Source organism: Bradyrhizobium sp. UFLA05-153 (genome assembly GCF_054185185.1).
Window position 1 is genome coordinate 20,264 of sequence record NZ_JBBIAM010000061.1, and the last position, 26,974, is coordinate 47,237.

The 26,974-nt window shown below is 60.1% G+C and carries 28 protein-coding genes and 1 pseudogene; 10 read left to right on the forward strand and 19 right to left on the reverse strand.

Annotated elements, in window-relative coordinates:
• Positions 1–396: 396 nt before the first annotated feature.
• Positions 397–1,158, forward strand: a complete 762-nt coding sequence (locus Q2941_RS29860; RefSeq protein WP_458194645.1) for a Crp/Fnr family transcriptional regulator — start codon at positions 397–399, stop codon at positions 1,156–1,158.
• Between the two features lie 147 nt (positions 1,159–1,305).
• Here the strand turns inward: Q2941_RS29860 and Q2941_RS29865 are convergent.
• A pseudogene (locus tag Q2941_RS29865) lies at positions 1,306–1,514 on the reverse strand (PRC-barrel domain containing protein).
• 220 nt (positions 1,515–1,734) lie between these two features.
• Between Q2941_RS29865 and Q2941_RS29870 the strand changes: the two are divergent.
• Positions 1,735–1,947 (forward strand): hypothetical protein, encoded by a 213-nt coding sequence (locus Q2941_RS29870; protein WP_458194614.1) that lies wholly within the window; start codon positions 1,735–1,737, stop codon positions 1,945–1,947.
• Positions 1,948–2,439: 492 nt separating this feature from the next.
• On the opposite strand, the gene Q2941_RS29875 is transcribed toward Q2941_RS29870, so the two are convergent.
• From Q2941_RS29875 to Q2941_RS29910, 8 genes are all read right to left on the reverse strand, one after another.
• Positions 2,440–3,246 (reverse strand): ATP-dependent DNA ligase, encoded by an 807-nt coding sequence (locus Q2941_RS29875; protein ID WP_458194646.1) that lies wholly within the window; start codon positions 3,244–3,246, stop codon positions 2,440–2,442.
• A gap of 802 nt (positions 3,247–4,048) precedes the next feature.
• Complete coding sequence (gene istB, locus Q2941_RS29880; protein WP_458194615.1) at positions 4,049–4,792, reverse strand: IS21-like element helper ATPase IstB; 744 nt, start codon at positions 4,790–4,792, stop codon at positions 4,049–4,051.
• A gap of 13 nt (positions 4,793–4,805) precedes the next feature.
• A complete protein-coding gene (gene istA / locus Q2941_RS29885) occupies positions 4,806–6,344 on the reverse strand; it encodes an IS21 family transposase (protein WP_458194616.1) in 1,539 nt (512 codons plus the stop codon).
• A gap of 657 nt (positions 6,345–7,001) precedes the next feature.
• Positions 7,002–7,172 carry a hypothetical protein gene (locus tag Q2941_RS29890; RefSeq protein WP_458194617.1) on the reverse strand — a complete coding sequence of 57 codons (171 nt, stop codon included), beginning with the start codon at positions 7,170–7,172 and terminating at the stop codon, positions 7,002–7,004.
• 1,511 nt (positions 7,173–8,683) lie between these two features.
• Entirely contained in the window at positions 8,684–9,121 is a 438-nt protein-coding gene (locus Q2941_RS29895) for a cupin domain-containing protein (protein ID WP_458194618.1), read from the reverse strand.
• 51 nt (positions 9,122–9,172) lie between these two features.
• Positions 9,173–9,451, reverse strand: coding sequence for a hypothetical protein (locus tag Q2941_RS29900; RefSeq protein ID WP_458194619.1), 279 nt, complete (start codon positions 9,449–9,451; stop codon positions 9,173–9,175).
• A gap of 324 nt (positions 9,452–9,775) precedes the next feature.
• Positions 9,776–10,003, reverse strand: a complete 228-nt coding sequence (locus Q2941_RS29905) for a hypothetical protein (RefSeq protein WP_458194620.1) — start codon at positions 10,001–10,003, stop codon at positions 9,776–9,778.
• A 95-nt stretch (positions 10,004–10,098) separates the two neighbouring features.
• Entirely contained in the window at positions 10,099–11,145 is a 1,047-nt protein-coding gene (locus tag Q2941_RS29910; protein WP_458194621.1) for a sensor histidine kinase, read from the reverse strand.
• A gap of 491 nt (positions 11,146–11,636) precedes the next feature.
• Here Q2941_RS29910 and Q2941_RS29915 point away from each other — a divergent pair, with 491 nt between their 5' ends.
• The 5 genes from Q2941_RS29915 (at position 11,637) to Q2941_RS29935 (ending at position 14,596) form a co-directional block, all read left to right on the forward strand.
• The gene (locus tag Q2941_RS29915) at positions 11,637–12,056 is read left to right on the forward strand and encodes a PRC-barrel domain-containing protein (protein WP_458194622.1); all 420 of its coding nucleotides are present in this window, start codon (positions 11,637–11,639) and stop codon (positions 12,054–12,056) included.
• A gap of 704 nt (positions 12,057–12,760) precedes the next feature.
• Positions 12,761–12,910 carry a DUF2934 domain-containing protein gene (locus tag Q2941_RS29920; RefSeq protein WP_458194647.1) on the forward strand — a complete coding sequence of 50 codons (150 nt, stop codon included), beginning with the start codon at positions 12,761–12,763 and terminating at the stop codon, positions 12,908–12,910.
• 313 nt (positions 12,911–13,223) lie between these two features.
• The gene (locus tag Q2941_RS29925) at positions 13,224–13,436 is read left to right on the forward strand and encodes a hypothetical protein (RefSeq protein ID WP_458194623.1); all 213 of its coding nucleotides are present in this window, start codon (positions 13,224–13,226) and stop codon (positions 13,434–13,436) included.
• 45 nt (positions 13,437–13,481) lie between these two features.
• On the forward strand, positions 13,482–13,709 hold the full coding sequence (locus Q2941_RS29930) for a hypothetical protein (RefSeq protein ID WP_458194624.1): 228 nt from the start codon (positions 13,482–13,484) through the stop codon (positions 13,707–13,709).
• 542 nt (positions 13,710–14,251) lie between these two features.
• On the forward strand, positions 14,252–14,596 hold the full coding sequence (locus Q2941_RS29935) for a DUF1236 domain-containing protein (RefSeq protein WP_254107598.1): 345 nt from the start codon (positions 14,252–14,254) through the stop codon (positions 14,594–14,596).
• Positions 14,597–15,111: 515 nt separating this feature from the next.
• Here the strand turns inward: Q2941_RS29935 and Q2941_RS29940 are convergent.
• The 7 genes from Q2941_RS29940 to Q2941_RS29970 form a co-directional block, all read right to left on the reverse strand.
• Positions 15,112–15,522 carry a hypothetical protein gene (locus Q2941_RS29940; RefSeq protein ID WP_458194625.1) on the reverse strand — a complete coding sequence of 137 codons (411 nt, stop codon included), beginning with the start codon at positions 15,520–15,522 and terminating at the stop codon, positions 15,112–15,114.
• 12 nt (positions 15,523–15,534) lie between these two features.
• Positions 15,535–15,756 carry a hypothetical protein gene (locus Q2941_RS29945; RefSeq protein WP_458194626.1) on the reverse strand — a complete coding sequence of 74 codons (222 nt, stop codon included), beginning with the start codon at positions 15,754–15,756 and terminating at the stop codon, positions 15,535–15,537.
• A gap of 133 nt (positions 15,757–15,889) precedes the next feature.
• Complete coding sequence (locus Q2941_RS29950) at positions 15,890–16,024, reverse strand: DUF2934 domain-containing protein (protein WP_458194627.1); 135 nt, start codon at positions 16,022–16,024, stop codon at positions 15,890–15,892.
• A gap of 344 nt (positions 16,025–16,368) precedes the next feature.
• Entirely contained in the window at positions 16,369–17,091 is a 723-nt protein-coding gene (locus Q2941_RS29955) for a class I SAM-dependent methyltransferase (RefSeq protein ID WP_458194648.1), read from the reverse strand.
• Between the two features lie 495 nt (positions 17,092–17,586).
• Positions 17,587–19,794: a xanthine dehydrogenase family protein molybdopterin-binding subunit gene (locus tag Q2941_RS29960; RefSeq protein ID WP_458194628.1), complete on the reverse strand. Its 2,208-nt coding sequence runs from the start codon at positions 19,792–19,794 to the stop codon at positions 17,587–17,589.
• A 7-nt stretch (positions 19,795–19,801) separates the two neighbouring features.
• Entirely contained in the window at positions 19,802–20,818 is a 1,017-nt protein-coding gene (locus Q2941_RS29965; protein WP_458194629.1) for an FAD binding domain-containing protein, read from the reverse strand.
• Positions 20,815–21,309 (reverse strand): (2Fe-2S)-binding protein, encoded by a 495-nt coding sequence (locus Q2941_RS29970; RefSeq protein ID WP_458194630.1) that lies wholly within the window; start codon positions 21,307–21,309, stop codon positions 20,815–20,817. The genes Q2941_RS29965 and Q2941_RS29970 overlap by 4 nt, the downstream gene beginning before the upstream one ends.
• A 1,259-nt stretch (positions 21,310–22,568) precedes the next feature.
• On the opposite strand from Q2941_RS29970, the gene Q2941_RS29975 reads away from it, so the two are divergent.
• Entirely contained in the window at positions 22,569–22,805 is a 237-nt protein-coding gene (locus Q2941_RS29975; protein ID WP_458194631.1) for a hypothetical protein, read from the forward strand.
• Between the two features lie 473 nt (positions 22,806–23,278).
• Here Q2941_RS29975 and Q2941_RS29980 read toward each other — a convergent pair whose 3' ends face one another.
• Positions 23,279–23,644, reverse strand: a complete 366-nt coding sequence (locus Q2941_RS29980; protein WP_458194632.1) for a response regulator — start codon at positions 23,642–23,644, stop codon at positions 23,279–23,281.
• A gap of 386 nt (positions 23,645–24,030) precedes the next feature.
• Between Q2941_RS29980 and Q2941_RS29985 the strand changes: the two genes are divergently transcribed.
• Both Q2941_RS29985 and Q2941_RS29990 read left to right on the forward strand, forming a co-directional pair.
• A complete protein-coding gene (locus Q2941_RS29985; RefSeq protein ID WP_458194633.1) occupies positions 24,031–24,528 on the forward strand; it encodes a YciE/YciF ferroxidase family protein in 498 nt (165 codons plus the stop codon).
• Positions 24,529–24,645: 117 nt separating this feature from the next.
• Positions 24,646–25,182 (forward strand): inorganic diphosphatase, encoded by a 537-nt coding sequence (locus Q2941_RS29990; protein WP_458194634.1) that lies wholly within the window; start codon positions 24,646–24,648, stop codon positions 25,180–25,182.
• A gap of 382 nt (positions 25,183–25,564) precedes the next feature.
• On the opposite strand, the gene Q2941_RS29995 is transcribed toward Q2941_RS29990, so the two are convergent.
• Positions 25,565–25,768 carry a CsbD family protein gene (locus Q2941_RS29995; protein ID WP_458194635.1) on the reverse strand — a complete coding sequence of 68 codons (204 nt, stop codon included), beginning with the start codon at positions 25,766–25,768 and terminating at the stop codon, positions 25,565–25,567.
• A 374-nt stretch (positions 25,769–26,142) separates the two neighbouring features.
• Positions 26,143–26,886, reverse strand: coding sequence for a formate dehydrogenase accessory sulfurtransferase FdhD (fdhD, locus tag Q2941_RS30000; RefSeq protein ID WP_458194636.1), 744 nt, complete (start codon positions 26,884–26,886; stop codon positions 26,143–26,145).
• Positions 26,887–26,974 lie beyond the last annotated feature (88 nt).

Sequence of the window (26,974 nt, forward strand, 5' to 3'; positions counted from 1 at the left end):
TTACTTGCCAGCTTCCGTGCTCGTTCGGCAGTGCGCGCGTCTTCATCACTCAGAGAATGCCGAAATTTCCGAAGCGACGCTGCAGGTGACACTCGGATGATCGGCTCGGCCCTTATGGCGGCCGTCCTACACTTCAGGCCATGGATTGCAAGACCCAACTCGCGATCCGACATTGGTCCTGTTGATGAAGGGGTCGGCCGGTTGCGGCTCCGGATGAAACGTACGCGATTTAGCACTTGCACCAAGAAGGAGTTATTTTTCATCGAGGCTCTCGCAGCGCGGAGGTCGTGGCCAGGGCACTCACTGGCCTACCGAAACTGCCGCCTCCATTCTCATTTGAAACCTTGGGCAGCAAGTCGAGTTTAGTCGGACAAAGCTTCGCCAACGTATCAAATGATGCTACGTGGAAACTTTTCGGATAGCCCTTTGGATCGGCCTCACGAAACTCTAGTACGTAATCTGAAGGGACACTCCCGCCTCTCAGATGAAGACGTCGCGGAAATCTGCAACTTTTCGATTACGACCCGAGATCTTACGCCTGACGAGGATTTCATTCGCCAGGGAGACCGCCCGGAAGTGGCGGTTCTGGTCGTATCGGGGATGGTCGCCCGCTATCACCTGCTGCAGGGCGGCCGCCGGCAATACCTTTCGTTCCATATGTCAGGCGATCTCCCCGACGCACAGGGGCTCTTCATCGAAAGAATGGACCATGGCCTCTGCGCAATTGGCGCTGCGACCGTAGCCTTTATACCGCACAAACAGATATTGAGGGCCTTCCAACGACGCCCCTCGCTAGGCATCGCCATTTGGAGGGAAACGCTGCTGGATGCTGCAATTTTCCGGGAAGCCATAACGAACAACAGTGCGCGACCAATGCAAGCCCGAATGGCGCACCTGTTTTGCGAACTGTTCTATCGCGCCCGCGTCTCTCGGCTGAACAACGGGAATAGGTGCGCGATCCCGCTAACACTCGTCCAGCTGGGGGAGACGCTGGCCATGGCAATCGCCACGGTCAATCGGACGCTTCAACAATTGCGGATGTCAGGGACCATGGATTTTCGCGATGGCGAACTAGTGGTTCTGAAATGGCGAGAATTGCAGGAGTTAGCTGATTTCGATCCAGACTACCTTCACATGAAGAGGCAGTCATCGCTTTGATGAAGCAGCAGGAAAGGGGGCCAACGCCACCCGAACAGGTGTCCACGGTGTCTTAGGAACCGCAGCGCCAATGCCCCGTTGCTTCACCGGAAAAACTGCACTGATTGGGGCGCTCGTTAGCCACCTCAACAGGGCAAGGGTCTTCGGTCATCTCTGCATCAGCTTAATGGTTGAAACGGGCCACTTTCCATGATGGCCAGCAACCGAAAAACGCAAACCGTGCGCTTCGTCCAAAAATAATCGCTCGCCGGTCCCTGCCTTGCCGTCGGTCAGCACGACGGCCTTGCCGACCAATTCCGTCTCGGCTTTCGATATTCTCGAAGAATAGCGGTAGCTCGCGCTTTGACTCGGGCTATTGCCTCGGATGTCTCGATCGCACTTGGAGCGACGGTGCAGATGCAAACCGGCAGAATTGAGCAGCGTTCCTCTCAGCGCGTCGCTGCAGTAGCACTTTAGTAGAAGCTCAAAGTGTGAATTTAGCACTGCGCGATTAACCTATGAAATCGCCGGAACAGACTATGCCGGGAAAATGCGGCAACTAAAGGCAGGGTCAATGCTTTTGGGGGGCGCTCTCCAATGCCGTCTACCATTGAAACGCTCGTTTCCGTCCACGTGCGTTTGAAGAACCGGCGAGCGCTGGAGGAGATGAGAGAGCTCCGGCGTCAGTTGCTGCAAAACCTCCAGTGCACGGCCAGCATCGACCCACGCCATGCACTAAAATATCTTCTTGATGATCTGCGAGTGATCGAAGAGGGGCTGGAGCAGCTCCGGCCGCCACGGTACGGCTGACGCCCTCGCGTTCAGGGCTGCTTCCACTGCTTGCTAGGCTTCGAAGCAAGAAACAGCGAGGTTTTGGCAAATTGAGGCAAACGCTTGCTTGGCTTCAGCAGTCTCAAAGCAAAACCGCGTCCCAATCTCGCCGCGCTCAACCCACCAGTCGATTTTATTTCCTCGTGAAACGGGGGATGCCTCTCCGCGCAACTGATCCAGTTGGCTTCCAACAGCTCGTACAATCAAACAATTCGTCTTTGCCTGGAAAACTCCCTCCGGGAATATTGCCAAAGAAACGGTGGGCACCAACCTCCGTTCCTGGGCGAGCCGAATTCTCCAACCGGTTTCCAATGACTGGCGGTGGAACGACTCTCGACAGAGCTAGTCAACTCCATGCTCTCGGTACAACCTCCGATGAAACCACGCCGAGAGAAAACCTTCGTACAAGGTTGGCGGCCTCGGCACCCTCTCGCTGGGGTCGCTTGTCGGAGAGCTGCGGGTTTGGCGATGTTAAACGACGCACTTCTGGATGAGTTGAGACAGCTGGAGCGCGAGGTAGTTGACGGTGAGCGGCGCCTCGCGGAACAGGAGGCATTGGTCATTAGTTTGAAACAGCAGAATCAAGACACCAGCAGCGCCCAAGCCGAACTGGAAGGATTGCGTGAGAACCAGCGCCGCCGTCAGCAAGATCGGCATCGCATCTTGTCTCTGCTGCAACCGTAAGTCTAAGTCCGTAATCACAGAAGTGGCATTACGTAGCGGTCGGCTTGGTCCAACTAATAAGCCAAGCAATCCCCAACGGGCTGGATCGCTCAATTGCGCTACCGCTTTCGCGGGACAGGACCTGCGAGGCACCCGGTGCCGATCGCAAAGAAGAAGCCCCAGTCCGGGGCTGGCGCGACTTGGGCTTCGGATGAGTGGGTTCATCGGCCTGGCTTTGGAGGGCGCGTGCAGGGGTAGCGATCTCAGGTCGTCGCCGCCCATCGCCAGAATGTCGAACGCGTAAAGCTGGACTTCATGATCGTGCTTGCGGGAGTGCAGCGCGTTGAAGCCGGAGATGCCGTCGATGCCGAGGATCACGGCTTCGCCGTCGATGACAAAATGCTTCTGCCGGTTCTTCAGAGCAGCCTCGGCGATCCGCGGATAACGTTTCGTCCAGTCGCTGCCATTGCGGGATAGCAGACGCGCGTGCTCGTTCTCCCGGATCACCAGCAGCCGGTAGCCATCGTGTTTGACTTCATGAAACCACTGCGGTCCCGAGGGCCCGCGGTCGCAAGGCGAAGCTCGTACCCATACGCATTCGGGAAAAATAAGCATGGCCCGCAAGAAATGCGCCCCTCTTCCAGCAACCGCCTCGAGCCGGACAAGCTGGCGCACCAGTCAAACGGGCCCCCGCTGGGGGCCGCCAACCCGAACGATGTGGGTTTTCCTCCAGCAGTCGGGGGGGCACCTTGGGCTGGGGCCTCAAGCAGACGCGCTGCCAAGTCGTTGGTTCCTAGCTCTTGCTCGTTAGGGCGACTAGGAACGAGTGCCAAGTGGCCGCGTTCGATGGATGCTTCGGTCCTGCCCTGACACCATGACCGAAGACGGACGACCTCAACGGCCCCAGCCCTCCTCTTGCTGGGGCCGTTGTTTTGGCTTTCGCGTCTCTCCGCAAGTCGCCTTCAATCATCGGCCACAATTCATGGGGTGGCTGAGCTGAGGCCATCAACACCAGCGCATTCGAGCTTCATTCACCAGATCTAGCGCGATTCTGGCTTGAGAAAATGCTCGTCATGGGGAGGTCGCAAGGGGACGAGCTACTGCCGCTATGAGGCTGGGATCATTGATTGAGATGACAAGGCCGGAACCAATTGCGCATTCCAGGGATGATGATCAGCGGTTCCAGGCGATGGTGATCACGGATTCCAGATGATGGTGATCACTTGCAGAGGCAAACACGACTGACGGGATTATGTGTGCTGGAAATGATCCTCCTGGTCAAGACGGGCGGGAGGGTTTGAAGATCGTCCCAGCGGTCCATGGGAAGGTCCCGTGCGCGGCGCGGAGTGCCCCACGAGCGACGCAGCGGCGCGCGCGGGAGGCCTGTGGGCCGGTGGGACGATCGGGCGCACGGTGGTCACGCTTTTGTTCTATCATCGGCCCGACGCCGCAGGCTGTCGCCTTTGAGCTCGATGCGGTGAGCGTTGTGAATGATGCGATCCAAGATGGCATCGCCAAGTGTGGGATCGGCAATCACGTCATGCCATTGCGACACGGGGAGCTGACTTGTGATCAATAATGATCCCTTGTCGTAGCGATCATCGACGATCTCGAGCAGGTCACGGCGCTGGTCGGCGGTGAGCGGTTCGGGCCCCCAATCGTCAAGGACCAGGAGATTGACGCGCTCCAGCGCGGCGATCAGGCGAGCGAGACGGCCTTCGCCGCGCGCCTGCGCGAGATCGGCGAACAGGCGGGACACGCGCTTGTAGAGGACGGAGAAGCCATCGCGGCAGGCTTTGTTGCCGAGCGCGCAGGCCAGCCAGGACTTGCCGGTGCCGGTCGGGCCGACAATCACCAGATGGTTGTGATCGCGGATCCATTGGCCGGAGGCGAGGGTCTGGAAGAGCGAACGGTCGAGACCGCGGGCAGTGCGATAGTCGATGTTCTCGATCGTGGCGGCCTGGCGGAGCTTGGCATTGCGCAAGCGGCGCGTGAGGCGACGGTTGTCGCGGGCGGTGACCTCGCGATCGACGAGGAGGCCGAGCCAATCGGGGTGCGGCATCTCGGCGGCCTCGGGATTGTTCTGCAGTTCGATGACGGTATCGGCCATGGCAGTGAGGCCGAGTGCGCGCAGGCGTTCGACGGTCAGATGGATGAGCACGATGATCTCCTGATCAGTTGTAGTAACCGCGGCCGCGGATGTTGGCGTGGAAGAGGATGGGTGCGTCCTGGGTCGGAGGCGCGGTTTTGTCGGTGCCGTTCTTGAGGATGGCAGCGACCGATTTGTAGGAACGGGCATTGAGCAAAAGGGCACGGGCGCAGGCGGCGTCGACGCGCTCCTGGCCATAGCGTTTAACCAGCCCGAGAATGCCGATGACCGAGCGGAAGCCCTGCTCCGGATGCGGCCGCGAGCGCAGGATGACGTCGATCAGGGTCTCGGCGTCGGGCCCCACCTTGGCGGCTTCGGAGCGGATGCGCTCGTGGGTCCAGTCGCGGTAGCGGCGGTGCGAGCTTGGCATATGCTCGGGGATCGTCGTCGGACGATGCGGCAGGGTGCTACGCAGATGCGAGGCGACACGCTTGCCGCGCAGGAAAATCTCGACGGTTTTGAGGGTGATCCGTGCCTCGACCTCCTGATGCACGAGGTGGTGAGGCACGCTGTAATAATGTTTGGCAATCTCGATATGATAGTCGAGATTGACCCGGCAGCGCTTCCACTCGGCATACTCGTAGGGCTCATCCGGCAAGGGGGTCAGCGCCGGGCGATCGAGCTCCTCGAACAGGTCGCGCCGGCTTCGTCCCCAGCTCCGGAGAGGTCGATCGTTCAGCTCGACAAGGAGCGCGTAAATTGCCTCGTTGAGGACGGCGAGCGAGAAGAAGCGGCGGTTGCGCAGGCGCGCCAGAATCCATCGCCCGACGATCTGGACCCCGACTTCGACCTTGGCCTTGTCGCGCGGACGATACGGCCGTGCCGGCACAATGGCGGTGCGGTAATGGCGGGCGAGATCGGCATAGGTCCGGTTCACCATCGGCTCGTGAAAGCAGGCCCGGGTGATGCCGGCCTTCAGATTGTCGCTCACCGTCTGCCGGGCGGTGCCGCCGAAATAGGCAAAGGCCCGGACGTGCGAGCCGATCCAGTCCGGCAGGCTCTGGCTGAGGCTGGCCTCGGCGTAGGTGTAGTTCGAGGCACCGAGCACGGCGACGAAGATCTGCGCGCTGCGCACCTCGCCGGTGAGCCCGTCAACCACCTCCATGGTGTGGCCAGAATAGTCGACGAACAGCTTCTCGCCGGCGACATGAACCTGGCGCAGGGTCGGCTTGAGGCGGCTGGCCCACTCCCTGTAGCGTTCGCAGAACCACGAATAGCTGAAACTGTCGGAGTGGGAGCCGCAATACTCCTCCCACAACAACATCAGCGTGACGTTCCTCCGCCGCAGCTCGCGATGCACGAGCGCCCAATCCGGCTGCGGCCGCTCGTTGCTGGGCAAATCGGACGGTGGCGGAAACAGCCGGTTCTCGAGCCGGACATCGTCATCGAGCTCCAGCGGCAACGGCCAGGTCAGGCCGGCCCGGCGTGTTCGGTTGAGGTACTTATTGACCGTGCCCTGGGCCAGGCCGAGGCTGCGGGCAATCGCGCGTTGCGACATGCCGACGCTGTGGTGCAGGCGCAAAACTTCGCGAATGTGGCGCATGGACAGTCTCTCTGTCGGCATCTCGATCCTCTGCGGTTGGGCAAAAGACCAAGCTACCTGGGTTGCAGACTGTCAGTGGTGTGCGCCTCGCTGTCCCCGATCACGATCCGCTGGAAATAGCGATCACAATCCCCTGGAATTGGCGATCACGATCCGCTGGAAACGGTGATCACGATGCTCTGGAATGAGTGATCACGATGGCCTGGAATTGGTGATCACCATCGTCTGGAACGCGCAACCAATTCCATATTTGCAAAAGGTAATGCGCCAATAGACGTAGCCGGGCAGCATCGGCTCTGCCGGAATGATCCCGGCAGCAGAAGGTGGAGAGAGCGGGCATGGCAACTCGCTCATGATTGCACAGTTGAGCTTTGGCAGGCCAATCAGATGATCGCAAAATATCCGGCCCGACACTGAGGCCCGAGCGGACCTTATCGGTAGCCCCCATCGCAGACGTCGTCGGCTTATTCCAGTTGAAGGCTGGCCCGACGTTGGCACCGCGCCCGTTTTCGGACAGGCGCACCTACCCGCGCTTTCGTAACGCTACTGGACGCGCGGCCAGTACGCCGATGTTAGTCAACCAGCTTCGGATTTCCTTCACGGCCATGGCAGTCAACGTGGCGCTGGTTCTGGGGTTGCTCTACAGCTCGCGCTCCATCGCGGGATGACGCGATCAAATCACCGCTTATTCTTGCCTGTTTTCTCTTTCGATTTCAGAACAGCGGCCTGGCTTTCGAAGCCGCGTGCTAAGGCTTGCAGTTCCTCGGATACCTCGGCATCTGCGGTATCCTTTGCTGCGCGCGCAGCCTTTTCAGCTTGCTTGCGCAGTTGTTTGATCACCTTTGCCATGAATCAGTCCCTTTGCGAGCCGGACGCTTGTCCGCGTCCGGCTGGTGGCGTGCCCTACCGCGGGCCTACGAGCAGACGTTTCTAACGCCGCGGCCTCTCGACGAGCCTCATCATAGGGCCAGAAATGCGTTGTCTGCTCCCTAGTTCCTGGGCGAAAACCGATCCTTCTGCGGCCGGCACGTGCCGGCGGGCCTCCCTCGTCAGGCGGCTGTGCCTCCAATGCCGGCCTCGCTTCCCCGAACAAAGCCTTCGGCTTCTCCGGAGGCGTCGACGCGATCTTGCCCGTCCCGCCGCACGCCGGGCACGACCGAAACGGGATCTTCTGCGTCGAGTGCGGTGACAACGTCATCCGCGGCTCATTGCCGGTGCCGAAGCAGGCCTGGCAGTCTTTGGCTTGATCGCTCATTTTGTTCTCCATCGATTCGAGGCGGTGTTGCCTCGCGACGGATTGAGCGCCGGCTCAACAACGCACCAATACATGGCGCATGACGAACCTGGGCTCGGGACTACTGTCCCGAGTAGAAACGGATCGCATGATTAGAATTTCGTCCAGGCACGACACGGCGTCCCGTCATAGTCATTGGACCATGGGCGTTGAAGTTTGCCCTCGGTGAAAGTGGCTCATGGAACGAAGCGGCTTTGCAACCGCCCTAAACCGTCGCAACTTGCGACAGCGGTGATCCTTATCCACCGGCGATCTCCACGGACGATACATTTCGTTTAAAATTGTGAGTTTAGTCTGAACCAAGTCCGGTGTTAGATCCTCCAACAGTGGTTGAGGAGATTGGTGGGGCCTTCCTAAGTTCGGGGGCAAGATGATCGCCGAGATAGTGTATTTTACTGCCTTGGCTCTAGCCGAGATTGCTTGGCTCTATGCTCTTGCAAAAACAACATTGACCGTTGGCAATTGGATGATGTCCTAAGCGCATCGTCTCCCAAGATGCTTGTGAATCCGCGAGATCAGAGAGGCGTTCCACTCAGCCGGCCGCGCCGCTGTATTGTCTAGAACCGTCGCGATTGGAAAGTCACACAGTAGATTTTCAGAAGTTTTCGCGTGGCCCCCCAGCGGGAAAAACCCAGCCACCGGAGGGTTCGATATGTGCCAGCATATTGCACCTCGTCGGAATGAAACTAAGCCGCCGCCAATAGCCAATAGGAGAGATGAGTGGCGGCGGCAGGTGGATGGCTCATGATTAGTAACGTGGAGCTCTTGCCTAGCGGCGCTCGGACCAGCACCATGACTCTAGCGTTTCGCGGTAGGTTAGAATGTGAAAAAAATGTCAGGCCGCTCGCTGCTTGTGAGATGTGATCTCGCATCAGCCAGAAAAATCTCCCTCATGTCCGGATCGCGCGCTCGAGCCGACCCTGCGTAGATCGACAGCCGATGATATTCGCCTGTCGATCTGGAAGCCGCGGCGGCCGGAAAAGTACTGCGCGGCCCGGCATCCGGTTTGCGGCCTACGTGACAGCGGCTGGAGCTTTGGTCGGGGAGCAATAGCGGAAGTGCGGTCTTACTCCGCAAGCGAGCCCCGGGGCGCGTTCCGCGCGAGCAGCGACTTGAGTTTGTTGACGGCTCGGATCGCGATGCCAAACGGATAGGTCAGGTGGACGAAAACAACCCCCTTCACATAGCCCTCGACGTGCCATTTGGCGTGCGCACCCGTGCGAAAAAATATCACGTCACCAACGCTATAACGCTTCGGCGGCATGCCGTCGCTTTCGAGCACGATTGATCCTTCGAGGACCAGGATGGTCTCGTCGAGATCGTAGTGCCAGTTGAATTTGCCCTCGGTGCACGACCAGATCATGGTGTGGGCAGTGTGGCACGCGCTCGACGACAGCAGGCGGGAACGGGCTTCTGGATTGCCTTCAATGATCCAGGATGGCTCGATCGGCGACGGATCGAGATCTACGTTGTAGTGCCCCGTTTCAATGGGTGCGAGCGGCATCGGTTTTCCCCACGCAGATTACTCGGCCCCAGGTTCCAGGTTTTCGCGCGCTCAGAAAGGCTCCCAGCTGACTTCAGAAGAGGTATTTCTTTCGGGTTGGTATTTCAGGATTTGCATCAAGTGTTCGGCTTCCTCCATCGTCAGATTGGCTGCCAAACGGGGCCCAATATGCGCCGGTCCTTTACGCTCTCGATCGTAAACCATCCAACCTTTGGCGCCTTGCCGAATGAGAAACCTACCCTGTGAAGATGCATCGCCGCTCAAGGATTGTTCCTCCCAATCGCTAACTCGATCAGCGACGATAGGGGCGCTCATTTCCTCGGCCTGCATTTGCCTATGTGAATCGTTTGTAGATTTCGGGCGGCTGATTCCGGGTCGGCGAAGGGACGTTCGGCGGTGAGCTTCACGCAGCGGATGCTCCTCGTTGGCGGGGCCACTGAACCTGAGCCCGGGCAAGGTCTTGCCACGCCAGAGCGACACGCAACCACTTTAAGTGGTCAACCGCGCACGTAGCGGTTGCGGCGTTGCGCATCGCCTCTTCGGCTTCGATCCGCGGATCAGCATCTTTGCTCATCCTGCCCCTATAGCCGGTACAGCTTAATGGCCGACGAATAAACACAGCCGGGAAACTACGGCCGGTAGGAGTCGCTTGATTCAGTCGCTCCCGTTGCGTGACAGCAGGCGCACGCGGATGACCAGCATCCCGTAGCCGTCGTGCTTCACCTCGTGGATCACAGCAGCGCCTGCGATCCAGGTGTTATCAAGCTCCGGCTCGCCACCACGAGCAAGTTGCCGTTGGAGCGAACCGGCTTCGCGAAGGCATACGCTCTGATCGCCTGGATGACCATCTGGGCCACAGCTTTGTTTCGGCTTTTCGATCACTCCAATTTTGAGCAGCCTTTACCTCGGCAGTACCGCGCTTACGGCTTGCGGAGTCGAAAGCCAAGTCGTCGAAAAGGGTACTGCAAGAAGTCGGTCTAGCTATCGACTGAGAGCACGACCCGCACTTCGCAGCCATGGGACAAAGAAGACCGGGTCATCCTTCCGTTCATCTGTGCGGTCAGCAGGTTGATGAGGCGAGTCCCCAAGCCGCTCTTGACCTCGCTGGGGCAGCCGATGCCGTCGTCGCGTACAGTGATCGTGACCTGGCCGCCAGTCCTCGTGATGTCCACTTCTACTGTACCCGCCTGTCCTTCCGGAAAGGCGTACTTGAATGCGTTCGTCACCAGCTCGTTGACAATGAGCCCGATGGATCCCGCTTGTGAGCTCTTCACTGAGAACGACTCGCAATGCACCTGTATCGCGATCGAGCGCACTCCGCGATGAAAGTCGGCTAGGCTGCCGCACAGCCGCTCCGCATAGGACGTAAGATTGACAAGGTCGCTGTCGGCGACGCGCAACGTGTCGTGCACCTTCGCGACCACCTCTACCCTCGCAACGGCGGAGGCGATCGCGGCCTGCACTGCGGGATTGGAGTCTGAGCGCGCCTGAAGACGAAGGAGCGAGATGATGGTCGCGAGATCATTTCTGGTCCGATGCGCGAGCTCCTGTAGGAGCAGGTCGCTGTATGACTTGGCCTGCGCAAGCTTGTCCAGGGTTTTACGCAAAGCCTCGGTGACCGCGGCAATCATCAGTCCCGTCACCAGGAAGACGACCAAGGGCAAGAGCGCCGAGGTCGCTGGCGGAGGCACGAAATAGGCTGTGGCTATGATCGCGCTTGCCCCGATGGCCAGCACTCCCGATCCATGGTCGAAGATCACCGACGCAAGAAATACCGCCGGGATAAACAGTAGCAAAGGATAGGAGTCCAGCGTGTCAAACAGCAGGAGCTTTGCGATGAACGTGATCCCGACCAGGCCGAGCGTTAAAAGGTACCGCAACCAAACCGGGTATCGCGGCGTCACGACGATCAGGCGAAGCAGCATGCTTTCCATGTCCAGTAACGTCGCCGTTCTGGCGCGTGTTCCTGAATCACTTCGTTGCCGCGGCTCGATGGCCGGGCTAGTGCCAAGAACCAGCTTCATTCAGGAAGGAGGCTGCATGCCGCCCACGTCGCTCCTTGAGCTTGAGTTTTCAGACATCGCTCGGGAGCTCGCGCGGACCTGCTGCACATGCGCCGCGGCCTCCGATAGTGGTTCTAAATTGCAGGAACTATTATCGATTCGCCGCGTCAGAATGGGAGAGCGTCTCGACACCTTTCACCGGGACCATTTACGCCATGCGTTATGTCGCACATGCAACAGATTTGGCCAATGTGGCGCTCGCCGTCCATGAGATTGAAGCTGGCTGCGATGACGACGCAAAGCGCCGCGCTCAAACGTTTCTTCAAGCGCATCCGGCAATAGAGATTCTGGGACGGAGTCCGGCGTGTAGCGCGCCTTACTCGCGCTGAAGCCGGCAGCGAGCAAATGTCCCACGCTGCAAAGGCGGGGCATATGTGAGCAGGCGGCCTGATTCCAGGAAGGAAGCGCGGAGCGTTTCCCAGTCGGGAACAAACGGCAACTCGGCGCCGTTCTTGAACGGGGCAAACTGGAGGAAAGAAATGAAAAAGTTTGTTGTTGGTTGCGCGCTGGCCGTGGGGCTCGCCGCCAGTGCTCACGCCGCGACGACCGTGATGTCCGCAGCGCCGAGTGAGAGCTGGACCGTCACCAACTACTACAAGCAGTCCGTGTATGATCCCAAGGAGAACAAGATCGGCGACGTCGATGACGTCCTTGTAGACAAGGCCGGCAAAGTCACCGGCCTGGTTGTTGGTGTCGGTGGCTTCTTGGGCGTCGGCGAGAAGGATGTCATCATTCCGTTCACCGCTGTGAAGACGGCGAAGAAGAATGACAAGTGGTGGCTGACTTTGGACGAGACCAAAGACAATTTGAAGAGCGCGCCCGGCTTCAAATACGACAAAGCGAGTACAACCTGGGTTCCTGAAAAGAGGTGATCCGCCCAAAGCCCCGCTCCCGAACGGGGCTTTGACGTATTTGGTGCATTCCGTGGCATTGGAGAGTGCCAGCTCTCTCCAGCTCCGGAACGAGATGTTCGATCTCGTGTTCTCCGGACGAGGGACGATGGAGGAGATGAAGATGAGCCAAGCGGACAGACAGGGCGACGCGGGGACGGTCCCTCTTAAGGGCAATCACACGGCCGGTCAGTGGGCGCGCGCAGCGTGAGGCGTATGGTCCGCGCTGCTCCATTGCCCTCGCTGGCGGCAGCGTTCTTGCTGGGAGTGCTTATTGCGCCACGATAAGAAAGTAGCCCGCCCGCTGATCAGTCGGCGATGGACGGCCGAAGACGACGAAAGGCTGGTGGAAATGACCAAAGCCCGCGTCAGCCCCTTGCGGATAGCGAGCAAACTAAAGCGCACGGTGAGTGCGATCCGCGCACGCCAACATGTGCTTCGCGGTGGCGTCGACCTCACAGAGGCGGGGGTCGACGCAGTTCCTGCCCCCGCCAGTGCCGCCGCCTCATCGCCGGTTAACACATAGGGTGACAAGCATCGGCTTTGCCGTCTCGAGCTTCGCAATGGACAACGACAATGAAAAGCTAGAGCATCAGATTGAATTGGCCACCCGTGCTGCGTCCTATATTCGTGACGAAACGACTGTACGGAGGCTGCTCCGATTTGCTGACGAGCTAAGGACGAAAATGTTTCGGTCAGCTCGGCGCCGCCGGACGACGGCTCGCGCTCGCGAGCTTTGGGAAAAGGCGGGCTGCCCCTCTGGCCGGGACCTGGAATTTTGGTTCGAAGCTGAAAGGCAGATCGAAGACGAAGATCGGTCCGGCCGGGGCGGGTAGGGTAAGTGCTTCCAGGTGGTCGGACGTCCTCTCTGAAGAGGACGTCGAAATCGTGGAAGCTCGGTCTGCCTGCAAAAGAAATTGGTTTCTTGCGCGTTGCTCAATCATGAGCGGCCGCTTCGTCAGGACATGGCCCAAAGCAGGCCGCTCGGATCACCTCGGGAAGCCGAACGGCTTGTTGCAAGGAGACTGGTCTCGCCTCGCGTCCGAATGGACGAGTCGCTGAAATCGCCCGCAAGGACGCGTCGCTACTAGGCGACTCGAGGAACCATTCCCGCTTCCTGGCTATTGTCCGGCTTTAGGAGGGTGAACCATGAGCGACGAAGGAACATCCGCAAGCGATCCGTCGGCATTCTCCGAGGCAACGGCCACGATCCGTGACGTTGCGCGCAGCGGTCGGCAGGCCTTGGGTCAGGGGCAGGAGCCCGGCCAATGGAAGGCCATCCTCAGAGACCTCGTTCGCGAGGCGCCGCTGCCATCTTTGGCTGTAGCGTTCATGCTGGGGGTCTTAGTCGCGCGTCGGTAGATCTCTCTGTCGGGCTGCCAACGTCCGGCCGAAGAAGACTTCTAAATGAAACCGATCCTCGCTGCGGCATGTATGGCCGTATTGGCATTTGCTTCGACCTCCGGCGCGGAGGCGAAAGGGTGCCTCGAGGGAGCTATCGTCGGCGGCGTCGCGGGGCATATGGCGGGACACGGCAAGCTTGGCGCGGCGGCCGGATGCGCGATCGGCCATCATGAGGCCAACAAGCAGAACCCGAACAACTTGAACGCCCAGGCGCCATCTAGCCGGAAGTGATCTTCGGGCTCAAGGCGCGCTGGGGGCGACATGCCAATACTGCGGTACTTCTTCTTCACCGGCGCGCTACTGCTTGCGGTGCTTTTCGCGGCAAATCGCCATCTGCCGCCGCCTAACGAGCCGGCGAGCGTTGCGGGTCTGAACAAGACGTTTATCCGTATTCATTCGGCTTGGAAACCACCCGACCGGATTGTCTTCGGTACCAATAGTCGGTTGCCCGCAAGTCCTTCGCGCGGAGCCGGCGAGCTGCCCGCGAGTGGCCCATCGGACGACATTAAGCAGGTGCAGGGGCCAGCGCTTCCTAAGATTGCGCAAGAGAAGCATCCTTCTCCCAAGCATTCGATAGAGCGCTCGGCGAGGACGCGAGCCCACAGATTCGCCGCGACGGCGCCTGATCGACGCCTGGCATTCGATCGGCAGATCTTCTTCGGTGGATGGTGAGTATCAGACGGCTTTTTCTGATAGCGTAACAATAGTGCGAGGAACTTCGCGTCTACCACGAAAGTTCTAGGTGTGCCGCATGTCGCGGCGAGGAGAGATCAATGAAGAAGACGTTTCTAATTGCTGCGGCCGCGGCGCTGCTGTCGACTAGCGCATTTGCTCAGTCCACCACCGTAGAGACAACCGGCAGGGCGCATGCAAGCACGGTGCAAATTGAGCCGGAGTACCGCACACGCATTCATAGCTACGTCACGGAACACAAGATTCGGCCTGTCGAAACACGCGAGAAAATCGTGGTTGGATCGCCGGTGCCGCGCGACGTCGAACTCGAGGCAGTCCCAACCGAATGGGGCCCGTCACTCACCAAGTATCGCTATGTTTATTCGGGCCAACGCGTGATGTTGGTGGATCCCGAGACCCGCACTGTGGTGCAGGAAGTCGAATGAGGCCGTCGCGGCGGGCCGAGGAGGAGGCGGCTCGCCGCGAAGAAGGTCGATGTGAGGAAGCTTCGCTTTGATGTGCCCATGCATCGGTGGTTTCCCTCGGGGAGCCCCTTTAAGATGGCCTTCCTTGATTTTGACAAGGGCGGCCCGAGCGGTTTGGCGAGGGCTGGGGCCTAGGGTCGGCTCCGGTCAGGCAACAGGGGGGACATTTGTGACCAGAGCGAGTCGAAAACTCGCGGCTCTTCCCGGTTGTTCCTAACTCGTAAAGCGTCGAGAACGTATTATCGGATCCACAGCGTGAAGCACGATGGGGTGCCGGCTGCTGCTCATCCGAGAAGACAAACGTGTGCGCCTCCTGTCCAGCAAACCCAGCTACTGGACCGGGCGCTAACCGTGGATCGTCGAAGCGGCGATGAAGACCCGCAGAAGCATCTGCGCGTCCATTAGTCGAACAAGTGGCCGCGACCACGTGCAGAGTTCAGAGTTTCAATCTCTCGAATTGCGCTCTTACGCTGAGATCAGGCGGTCCTAAAATGGAAAGTGCTGGTGGTGAACTTTCTCGCGACCTCGTTCACTTCATTCTCATCAGTTTCAAGCGCGATCTTCTGCGCGAGCATCACGTCGCCGATTGGTAAGTCACCAACCGGCATGAAACACAGACCTTCCTTCGGGTGGCCGTTTTCATCCAGCGCGCACACGTTTGCAGATCTGCCAAGGTGAACTCGGTAGGGCTTACCGCTGGCGCTCCCTATCACCTCGAAGTAGCCCTTCCTTACGAACTGCTCGCGCTGCATCGGCGAAAGCCATTCCCGGAGCAGCCGTAAAGACCGTCCCTCCGGCGTGCGTTCTGCGCCGTACGCGATGAAGAGCGCTCTCGTTGCCTTGACGCGCGAGCGGCTGCCCGGCCCAAGGGGCCGAAAGGCGGACATGCCAAAACCCTGCTATCCCCCGACAAGGCGGGGGAAGAATAGCGTTTCTTCGGCCTTGGGATCGAACGACCGGATGTGCGAGACCTGACCCGGACCGGTCCGGATCGCTGCCGTAAAGTCATGGTTGGTCAGCTCGTAGAAGCGACGCTCGGCCTGTGCCAGCTCTTCTGCGTCCGTCGGGTCGAAGGTATGGCGGCTGTCGCCCGTGCGGTTCATAACTGTTTGGGTCGCCATATTCTCGTCCTCGATTATTGATGTTCGGTAGATCCCCCCAATCAGCTGCACGGCTGCAGCCGAGCGGACTCATAGAGTATCAGGGGTCTTGAGCTCATGCTTCACCTGCTCCTCTTTGAGCTGGCGCTCAGCCTCATGCCAAAACTCGTCCATACGCGACTTCGGGCCTGCCAGCCTCTTCCCAGAGCTTGTATGCGCGTCTGCGAATGTCGTCCTCGTAGGCACTCATGCGAACCTCTCGAGAATGCACGGCCTCCCCTTTGGTCATTGTGTGGAGGCAAGTGTCGGATAGGCCAGCTATCGGTGGGAAAGCTGGCCTACGGATTTAAGTCGTCGGCGCCACGGTGGTTCCAAGGCGCCCTTCTCACATGCTTTTGCGCAGTCAGAACTTTGATTATGCTTTTCCTGCGCCGCCCGGATCGCTCCGAACACCTCCGGCCGCGCGTTAATTTTCATTTTCACCTAACCTTGCGCTCGACCGATGACGGGAGCGACCTACGAGCCGCAGCATCCCTCTCGGGATCGATGACGATTTAGCCACTTGACCGGTAATCCGCTGCGCCGCCCGAACGGCGGCGTCGCGAGATGCGTGCTGGCATCCAACAATTATAATCAGCGCGTGCCAGCACTATCGGTACACGCAACTATGTCGCGGGGAGTTCTTCGACTCGCTTCTTGCGGTGGAAGAAACACCGCCAAGTATCCTCCATCGCCCGCGAGCTGATACGTGGCGATCTCGCCATAGCCAACGGCGGATAGTTCGCAACGCAACAGCTCAATCGGCGTGCCATGCCTTGATGTTGGACGCTCGAAATCGACAATTCCGATCCGCACGCCCGGCTTCATGGCGGGCACGAGATTATAGAGAAAGGCATAGGGTTGGGTTATCTCGTGGTACATGTGCCCGAGGATGGCGGCATCCAGCGACAAAGCCGGCAGGCGAGGGTCGTGTGGTTCGCCCATCGCGAAGATGATGTTTGTCAGCCCCAGTCGCTCCGTTCGCTTGCCGAGTTCGACGAGGTACTCTGGCGTGACGTCCTGGGCGACGACGGAGCCGCTGGGGGCGATGAGGGATGAGAAGCGGATCTTGTAGTAGCCGCCGCCCGCACCGATATCGCCGACCGTCATGCCTGCTTTCAGCCCAAGAAGAAGTGCAACCTGACCGGCCTCATTCAAAGAGTCGCGGTGTTCCTCGGCGGAGCGGCTCAGGCTGGCAATCGGTGCCACGGGACGTCTAGGGGAGGGAAACTCCGTTGCAGGGACTCCTGGCGGGGCCAGATGACCAATGTCGGCCGTGAACGCTCGAGTTATGCCCAGTGCAACGACAAGCGTCAGCGCCGCCCAGCGTGATCGTGGGACCGCCAAGGATGAGGCGCGCTTGTCTTTGCGAAAGACGTGGGCCCAGGGTCATCTCTCCCACCACACGCTGGAGGCTTGGAAAACGGTCTTGGCAACACGGCCAATCGATCGATTTGCCACGATCCTGATCCTGTATTCCGAAATGGTGCCACCAGCCGCAGATGCATGGTGTAAATTGATGTCGCTATCCGGGTCTCTCCGAATCGCTCGATCGAAGAGACGGTCATGATCTGGCCGCAACGCACCAGGCCAGTGAACCCGAACAGCGCAAAGATGGCTTACGAGTCCTGTCGGCAGATCGTCATCGTGCTCAGGGGACGGTTAATAGCCTTGAATCTCCAAGTCGGCTGGTGTTGACTCTCCTTTTGCGAGACCACAGCTCTCGGAACACTCGACGACAGGTGGATGAGATGGGTCGGCCTCGTCCCGATCAGGAGCCGGTAAATAGGCGAGGGCAAATCGTCTGGTGCGTCACGCGAGCAGCTTATCCACCGTAATCGGGAAGCGGCGGATGCGCTTGCCGGTCGCGTGATAGACGGCGTTCGCAATCGCCGCGGGAACGCCGACGATGCCTATTTCGCCAAGGCCCTTGACGCCCAGGGTGTTGATGCGGTCGTCGCGCTCCTCGACAAAGATGACATCGATGTCATGGATGTCGGCATTCACAGGGATGTGGTACTCGGCGATATTCGCGTTCATGATCCGGCCGAAGCGGTGATCCATCAACGTCTCCTCATGCAGGGCCATCCCGATCCCCCAGACCACGCCGCCCATGATCTGGCTGCGGCCGGTTTTGGTGTTGAGGATCCGTCCGGCCGCGACCGCGCTCACGACTCGCGTGACGCGGATGACGCCCAGCTGCTCGTCGACTTTCACCTCGGCGAATACGGCCGAATGCGTGTTGCGGGCGTGCGACTTGTCCTCCGCGAAGTGATTGAGCTTCTGCTTCTCGATCCGCTCGAGCTTCCCGTATCGCATCGCATCCGCCATCGAGACCGCGCGGCGTTTTTCGCCGTTGCTAGCGATCGCGCCTTCGACGAGGATGACGTCGGCCGCATCGATATCAGCGAGCGGCGAGCCGGGCATCGCGCCGGCAAGATGCGCGAGCTCCTGGCGAACGTCCTCGGCTGCCGCAAGAACCGCGTGCGCGCTGGATGCAGCCATCCAGGAACCGCCCTCGACGGGAGCTTGCGGCAGGGTCGAGTCCGCGAGCTTGACGCTAATGTTCTCGATCGGCAGCCCAAGTGCATCGGCCGCCACCTGCGCCACGATAGTGTAAGTGCCGGTGCCGATGTCGGATGCCGCGCAGCATACCTCGGCATGACCATTTGCGGTCAGCACGATGCGGACCGCGACCGGTATCTGCAGCGCCTCCCACACGCCTGTTGACATTCCCCAGCCGACCAGTTCCTTGCCATCACGCATCGAGCGAGGAGCAGGATTGCGCTTGCCCCACCCGAAGGCCTCCGCGCCGCGGGCGTAGCATTCGCGCAGCTGCTTGCTGGTGTAGGGGAGGTCTTCGCTCTGGTCGCGATCCGAGTAGCACTTCAGCCGCAGCTCGAGCGGATCGAGCTTGAGCGCGACGGCTAACTCGTCCATGGCGCATTCGAGCGCGCAGACGCCGGAGGCCGCTCCGGGCGCGCGCATGTCGCAAGGAGTGGAGACGTCGAGACGGACGAGCTTGTGGGAATAGCGACTGTTCGGGCTCTTGTAGAGTTGTTCCGCCCAGCCGCTGTCGTTGCGCGAGAAATCTTCGTAGCGTGAGGTGATGGCCGTGGCTTCGTGCGTGACCGTATCGAGCATGCCGTCGGGCTTGGCGCCGAGCGCAACTCGCTCGATCGTCGCCGGCCGGTGACCGAGTCCGTACATCTGCTGCCGCGTCAGCACGACGCGAACCGAGCGCTTCAGAGCGAGGGCGCCAAGCGTTGCCAGGACCACCTGGTATTGCGGCCGCAGGCCGGAGCCGAAGGCGCCGCCGACATAGGGCGAGAGCACGCGGATGTCATCGGGCTTTTTGCCGAACACGCTGCAGAGATATTTATGGACGTTCTGGACGCCTTGCGTCTTGTCGTAAACTGTGAGCCTGCCGTTGCCGTCCCAGACAGCCGTGGTCGCAAAGAGCTCCATCGGGTTGTGATGCTCGGTCGGGATGAAGTAATCCGCCTCGTGCCGCACGGCCGCTCCGGCAAGGGCTCCTGCGGCGTCGCCGCGCGGCTGGTGCGGCTCCTTCACCTTGATCGCAGTATTGCGCTCGGCTTCGAGGTCGGTCGCAAACGCTCGCTCCTGCTGATACTCGACTTGCACCAGCGTTGCGGCGAACTTTGCGGTTTCCCAGTCCTGCGCCATGACGAGCGCGATCGGCTGGCCGTTGAACTTGATGCCGTCGTCATAGAGCGGACGGAATGGCGATCCGTCGTCCGGCGCCACCTCGTCCATCCAGGCCTCGTCGTTGTCGGCGAGCGGCGGGCGATGCGTATGGGTAAGCACGTCGAGCACGCCCTTCACCTTCAACGCCTCGCTGGTGTCGAGGCGGGCGATACGGCCCCGTGGAATGGTGGCCTCGACGACGAAGCCATGGACGAGTCCGTCGGCCGTGAATTCGCCGGCGTATTTGGCTGCCCCGGTGACCTTGGCCCGGCCGTCGACGCGGGACGTTGCTGTTCCGACATAGGCGTTCATCGGTCCCTCACGCGATCTTCTTGTGAGCCTGCGATTGCGGCGTGGCGTTTGCTGCCTGCATCAGCGTCCGGACAATGGTGCGGCGCGCGAGCTCGATTTTGAAGCCGTTATGCGAATGGGCGTTTGCGCCTTGCAGCAAGAGATCCGCAGCGTGCGAGAAATGATCTGCTGTCGCGTCCTGGCCGCGCAACGCCGCTTCGGCGGCGAGGCTGCGCCAGGGCTTGTGGGCGACGCCGCCGAGCGCCACGCGCGCCTCGCTGATCGCGTTGCCCTCGAGTTCGAGTGCGGCGGCTACGGAGACCAAAGCGAACGCATAGGAGTGCCGGTCGCGAATCTTGAGATAGCTGTAATTGTGGGCAAAGCCCCGCGGCGGCAGTTCGATCGCCGTGATGATCTCGCCGGGGCCGAGATTTGTGTCGATATGAGGAGCGTCGCCGGGAAGCCGATGGAAATCGGTCAGCGCCATCGTGCGCTCGCCGGACGGACCGGCGATGTGGACGAGCGCGCCGAGCGCGGCCAGCGCCACGCTCATGTCGGACGGATTGGTCGCGATGCAGGAGGCGCTCATGCCGAGGATGGCATGGTTGCGGTTGAGGCCGTCGATCGCGGAGCAGCCGCTGCCGGGGGTTCGCTTGTTGCAGGGCGTTGCCGTATCATAGAAATAGGCGCAGCGCGTTCGTTGCATCAGATTGCCGCCGACGGAGGCCATGTTGCGCAATTGCGCCGAAGCGCCGGCGAGGATGGCGCTGGCGACCAGCGGATAGCGCCGCTCGATCAGTGGATGGTAGGCAAGATCCGAGTTCGGCACCATGGCGCCGATGTGCAGTCCTCCGTCGACCGTCTCCTCGATCTTGCGGAGCGGCAGGCGGGAAATGTCGATCAGCCGGGAGGGCTCTTCGACATTCTCCTTCATCAGGTCGATCAGATTGGTGCCGCCGGCGATGAGCTTGGCGCCGGGATGGGCGGTGAGCAGGAGGATCGCGTCGGCGACATCGGTGGCGCGGGAGTACTGAAAGTTGATCATGGCCGTTGGCCCATTGCCTGCTGGATGGCAGCGACGATGTTTGGATAGGCGCCGCAGCGGCAGAGATTTCCGCTCATCAGCTCCCGGATCTCGTCAGCATCCCCGGCGCGGCCTTCGGCGAGCAATCCAGCCGCCGAACAAAGCTGCCCGGGCGTGCAATAACCGCATTGGAAAGCGTCGTGGTCGATGAAGGCCTGTTGCAAGGGATGCAGCACGCCATCCCGGAAAAGTCCTTCGACGGTCGTGATCTCCGCGCCATCCGTCATGATGGCGAGCGTCAGGCAGGAATTGACCCGCCGGCCATCGATCAGCACAGTGCAGGCGCCGCACTGACCGTGATCACAGCCTTTCTTGGTGCCGGTCAGCGCGAGATGGTCGCGCAGGGCGTCCAGGAGTGTGGTCCAGGGCACAAGGTCGAGCGTGCGCCTGACGCCATTGACGACAAGATTGATTGTAATGCGGTCGGGAATTTGATTAGCGGCATGGGCCATATCGGTTCCCCTGCGATGGAGGCCGAGCTGAGAAATCAAGCCTGTTGGCGCGAGCGCGCGTCAGTTTCCGCTGGCCATTAGCGCCCAACGGTCAGCCAATCGCTTGGTTCCATGCGGCAAATGTTCCTTCCGGTAGAAAGCCGTCAGCGCTGCGCTTCGCCGAAAACCTCTTGGCACAGCGCGGTTAACAACCTCGCGGGCGGCTCCTTGCCAGGTTTGAGTCAAACAGCGACCAGGCAGGAATACAGGTCAAAGCGGAAGTTCGTCTCATCGAGCAGATCGCCCACGGCGATTTAAAAAAGGCCGGCAGTATTTCGTTGTGATGACTCCGTCGCTATGCGGACAATCTGCTCGACGAAGTCCCATGCGGGCCGCGGGGCGGGCATCGGGATCTACTTGGCCGCCATCTTGAAGGTTCTGGGCTGTGGCTGCGAGAGTGAATTCGTCGCGCGCGCCTCAGTCTCAAAACGGTACGCTGCCGGGCTCGAAATGCAGGTCCCGGCAGCGTTTCATACTCAAACTGAGCGCTGAAATCCCAGTTGGATTTGGTTTAGCAAGGCTCATGCCACAGGACCGTGACAAAGACCACCGGTTCCGGCTAGCGGGCCATCTATTGCCGACAGGAGGTTTTCTTTGGGGCTCACAATCCCGGTAAGAAAAGCGACCCTTATGATAGGCTGTCTCTGCCTGTCACGCGTTATGCAAATTTCCGTCGCGAACCGCCGTCATGTGGAAGCAACTCTGCTTCCTCACGCAGGCGTTTCGCTGTGCTGCCAAGGCGCTCCTTGAGGGATTGAAACTCTTTGAAGCGGCGTTGCCGGAACATAGTGATGCTCTCCCTTCGATTGGGCGGGAGCGCGGGTGGTCTTTCTGTCACTGATACAGGAGCTGGACTTGGCAGCTTTTCCTGATCGGATCCCATATGTGATGGCATTGCTCATTCTCGCGCTGCTCTTTTGCTGAGCCGGCCCAGTTCACAAGGCAGATCCCAGGGTGAGCCGTTGACGATAGAAACGGTCTCACCAAAGAAACGCCGCCAGTTGCTTTTGATGAAAGTTTTATGACGCATCGGGCGTGCGTAGCGAGCGCGTCGCGCTGATAATCGCTGATCGCGGGTCGTCCACTGCGCCCCGTCTGTATCCCAATTCCCACACCAGCGACTGAAACGGCACCGTTTGTCGGTTTGCGAACAGACAGGTCAATCGTTCCATTTTCAACTGCTCTTATTGGAAACATTCATTGGACGGGAAGGTGGAAAAATGAATCGTTCCCTGCTAACCGAAATGCCGCGCGACAAATATGTTGGGCGGTGCAAGCAGCGGGCCTTCGATTATCTCGACCGACATGATCTTAAAAACGCGGTCGGCTCGTTTGTCAGCGATATGAGCGCTCGTCCCGATTGCGAATTGCCACACCACTTAGCTGCCCTCGGCGTTTTGCTGCTGATGGGGAACGATGTGCTTGGCTGGAGGACGCTGATCGAAGGAATTAGGTGATGATCGCTCGCGAGGGGCGAACAGCGGCTCGATAGGGTCTCGCATAGCCTGCAAGGGCTGCGACCTGTAGGAGCAGCGGCGGGCGATGGGAACAACACCCGTGTTGTCATGCAATGGAAACATTCACGTTAGTGGTCGATAGCCTTGCGCTCGCCGCCTTCGCGTTAGGTCTCATCTTCGCAAAGCAAACACGCGCACGAAGGCACAGCGGCGAACAGCCATCAGGGCCGGCGCGCTGCCGCTCCGGAGGACGGCACCTGCCTTCCTCCTTGAAGTATGCTCGGGGTCCGGAGCCGAGGCAGTCGTAGCAAATGCCGCTCCGGCCGCACTTGCCCAGACCACGACCACGAAAAGCCGGACGTCTCGGTGCTCCAAGCTCGCAGAACTCGAGTGCCGGAAGAACGGTCCGCTGGTCAAGGAGTCCGATCGCAAGTGATGCCGAAGGTCCGCGGGTTGTCCGCCGATAGAGCACGCTAATTCGGCGACATCCGCCTCTTCCCGTCGAGCTCCTTCACCATCCGGACGATTTCGTCCGGATGGAAGGGCTTCTTTAGGGTGAGGCTGCCGGGCACGGGATTTGGTGAAGTTGGCGAGAAGCCCGTGGCGTAGATGACCGGCAGATCCGGATCGTGCTCGCGGCAGCGCTCAGCCACCTGCCATCCGTCGACCTTTCCGGGCAGCCTGATATCGGTGACCAGCACGTCCGCGACGTGGCGCTTGCACCAGGCCAGGGCCTCCTCGCCGGTGCTTGCGTGGATTACGTGATACCCTGCCTCGCGCAGCGCTTCGACGACGAATTCGCGGATCAGAGGGTCGTCCTCGACGAGAAGTACGCTCACTGGCAGCTCTTGGTGGAATAACATTTGTTACGCATGTCAAACGGCTCAAAGGCGTGGTCGTTCCTGACGGGCGCCTCGCCGGGCGAGCGTGACAGGAAGTTGCTCTAGCGGTCTCGTGCCCGAGAAAACTCAAGACCTATCAGACGTCGCTAGGCCTTCTACGATCTCGCGATCGCCGCGCCATCGATAAAGGCGGCGCTGGAAGCCTGCGGCGCGCCTGCCATCGATCGAGCGGCGCGTGCGCATAACCGCCCTCCCTCCGTAGTTGAGCTCCGTTGAAGCGTCAGGCGCTGAAATCGCAGCATGCTCGGCCGGCGCCTATCGATTGGAACCAACATTTTGTCTCGCGGTTTCCCCGGGTAGCTACTCGAGAAGGAGGGATTCGAATGCCGAGCGAAAACAGTTTGCATGAGCTATTTCACGACACGCTGAAAGACATCTACTTTGCAGAAAAGAAGATCCTGTCGGCTTTGCCGAAAATGGTGAAAGCGGCCCAGTCCGAGGATCTCAAGGCCGCCTTCCAGAAGCACGAGACCGAAACTGAAGAGCACGTGGCCCGGCTTGAGAAAGTTTTCGAGGAGATCGACGAGACGCCACGGGGCAAGACCTGCGACGCCATCATGGGCATTATCGAGGAAGGTCAGGAGGTCATGAAGGAGTTCAAGGGCGCGCCCGCGCTGGACGCCGGACTCCTTGCTGCCGCGCAGGCAGTCGAGCATTACGAGATCGCCCGTTACGGCACGCTAAAGACATGGGCAGCGGGGCTTGGCCTCAAACAATCCGTGAAGCTGCTGGAGGCAACACTCGCGGAGGAAAAGAAGACCGACGAGACGCTAACTAAGCTCGCCGAGAGTGAGGTCAACCAGCACGCACAAGCGGCTTAAAACACCACGCCGGAAATCTGAGGGTTCGCCCGTGTGTGCCGCAAGGCGGGTCGCATGGGACGTTGGAACTCGCCAGTCATCTCTGCCTTGGCACATTGTTCAAAAGAAACGTACGCTATGGCAAATTACTTCAACCTGCCGCCCTTTACGGAAGACGGGGACGTCCATGTCGTTGTGGAAACGCCTCGGGGAAGCCGTGCCAAATTCGCCTATGACCCTAAGCTTGAAAGCTTCGGGCTCAGCAAGTCACTGCTGACGGGGCTTACATATCCCCATGACTGGGGCTTCGTGCCCTCTACCAAAGCAGACGACGGAGACCCGCTCGACATCATGGTGATCCATGACGCCGCGACCTTTCCGGGACTTGTCGTTACCTGCCGCGTTATTGGCATCCTTCAGATCGAGCAGAAGAGCAAAAAGAAATCCGAGCGTAACGACCGCCTGTTTGCCGTACCGCGAAACTCGCACTCGGAGCAGGCATTGCACGACGTTGATGATCTGACAAAGCCAATCCGCGAGGAACTAGAGAAGTTCTTCATTGCGACTGACGAACTGGAGAACAAGAAGCTCAAGATCATCGGTTGGAAGGGGCCGAAGATTGCGGTACAGGCCATCAAGGACGCCGCGAAATCTTTCGCGAAGGACGGCAAATAGAATTAGGCGGTGGCGTGCTGCTTCTTGGATGCTCGGCGCTCAGTTTCTTTCGCGAGCCCGCGCAAGTTTATTCGAGCTGCCCAATCGGCCGGTTTGCTTCGGTCGCGCCAATTCCAGGAAAGGAGTTCGTCGCGCCCTTGACTGAATAGCAGCGATGTGCGCCACGACGGCGGCGAGTTACCTGGTGATCCACGTCGTTCAGAAGTAGACGCTAATAGGCCGCCAAAACCGCTGTTGCTTGTGATCGGATGCACTTGGAACCGAAATCAGTCGCGCGGTGCGCGTCGTCCTTACTGCTGCGCGGCTGACAAGAGAAGATCGGGAACGGCTCGCGTAAGCAAAAAAGACCCCGCATCTGCGGGGTCCGTGAGTGAACTCTTTATCACCACTTCTGACGGCCGTACCAGTCATTCACTTCCTTCTGCGCCTGATCCTTTGCGTAGCCGTACCGCTGCTGCAATCGGCCTTCGAGTTGATCCTGTTTGCCGTTGATCACATCAAGATCGTCGTCGGTAAGCTTGCCCCACTGCTCCTTCACCTTGCCCTTCACCTGCTTCCAGTTGCCTTCGACACGGTTCCAGTCCATCACGCTCCTCCTTGAACGAGTGAGATCGACCAACGGATCGACCGATCCTTCGTTCCGAGACTGCAAGCGTCACTAGGACGCGGGTGAACGTAGGAGGGTTTGCACTCGCTCCTTTCTCTCGCGTCGGGACTTCAATGATCACTAGGAACGAGCGCTCGAGCGTCCTATTGCCGGCAAATTGCAGCAGGCGGGTTCTGGAGGCGGAAACAATTCGGCAGCAGCCACCGATCAAGGTGCATCGAGCAGTCCGCGTTCGGCCAACCCCGGTGCGACTATGAATGACACGAAGTCGCGAGGGCGATAGCGGACACTGTCCCGGGGGCAATGGCCTTGGCGCAAGTGGATCATCCGCGCAGGCCGCACCTGTCGGCGGCTCAACGAAGAACTCCCGCGGGATGGCTGAAGATCTCGAAATCGCTTCCGCGTGCGATGCCGATCAACGTGATCCCGGCGACGCGTGCGCTTCGAATTGCAAGTGCGGTCGGGGCCGAGACGGCGACCACAATGCCCACACCGATGGCAGCGGCCTTCTGGACCATCTCGACCGATATCCGGCTGGTAAGGACGACGGCGCCCATGTGGCCCGAAATCCCTTGTGAGAACAGCGCGCCGGCGAGCTTGTCGAGCGCATTGTGGCGTCCGACGTCCTCGCGCAAGATCATGTCGTCGCAGCCGAGTGGAAAAAAGCCGGCGGCATGGGTGGCGCGAGTCGCGTGGTTCAGGATCTGCGCTTCGCCGAGGCGCTCGACCGACGCGCGGATCTGTTCCGGGGTGAGGTTGATCCGCCGCTCGACGATGCGCTTCATCCGGCCCGCTTCGGCCAGGCTCTCGATGCCACACAGGCCGCAGCCGGTCGGGCCAACCAGCCGCCGCCGCCGATCCTTCAGGAGGCGTCCAGCCCTTGGCCGCAGCCAGGTTCGGACCTCGATGCCGTCGGGACCGGGGACGACCGACAATTCCTCGATCTCCCCGGCATGCTCGATGATTCCTTCAGTCAAACTGAAGCCGAGCGCGAGGTCGGTTAAATCGGATGGCGTGGCCATCAGCACGGCCATGGCCGTTCCGTCAAAGACGAGCGCAACGGGACACTCCTCGGCCACCACGCGCTCGTCCTGCATCCCTCGTGAGGTCAGCCGGGGCATCTTGACCGAAGCGGTAGGAGCAGACGCGCGATCGCATTTGGCGGAGCGAGAGCCGTGCATGGTG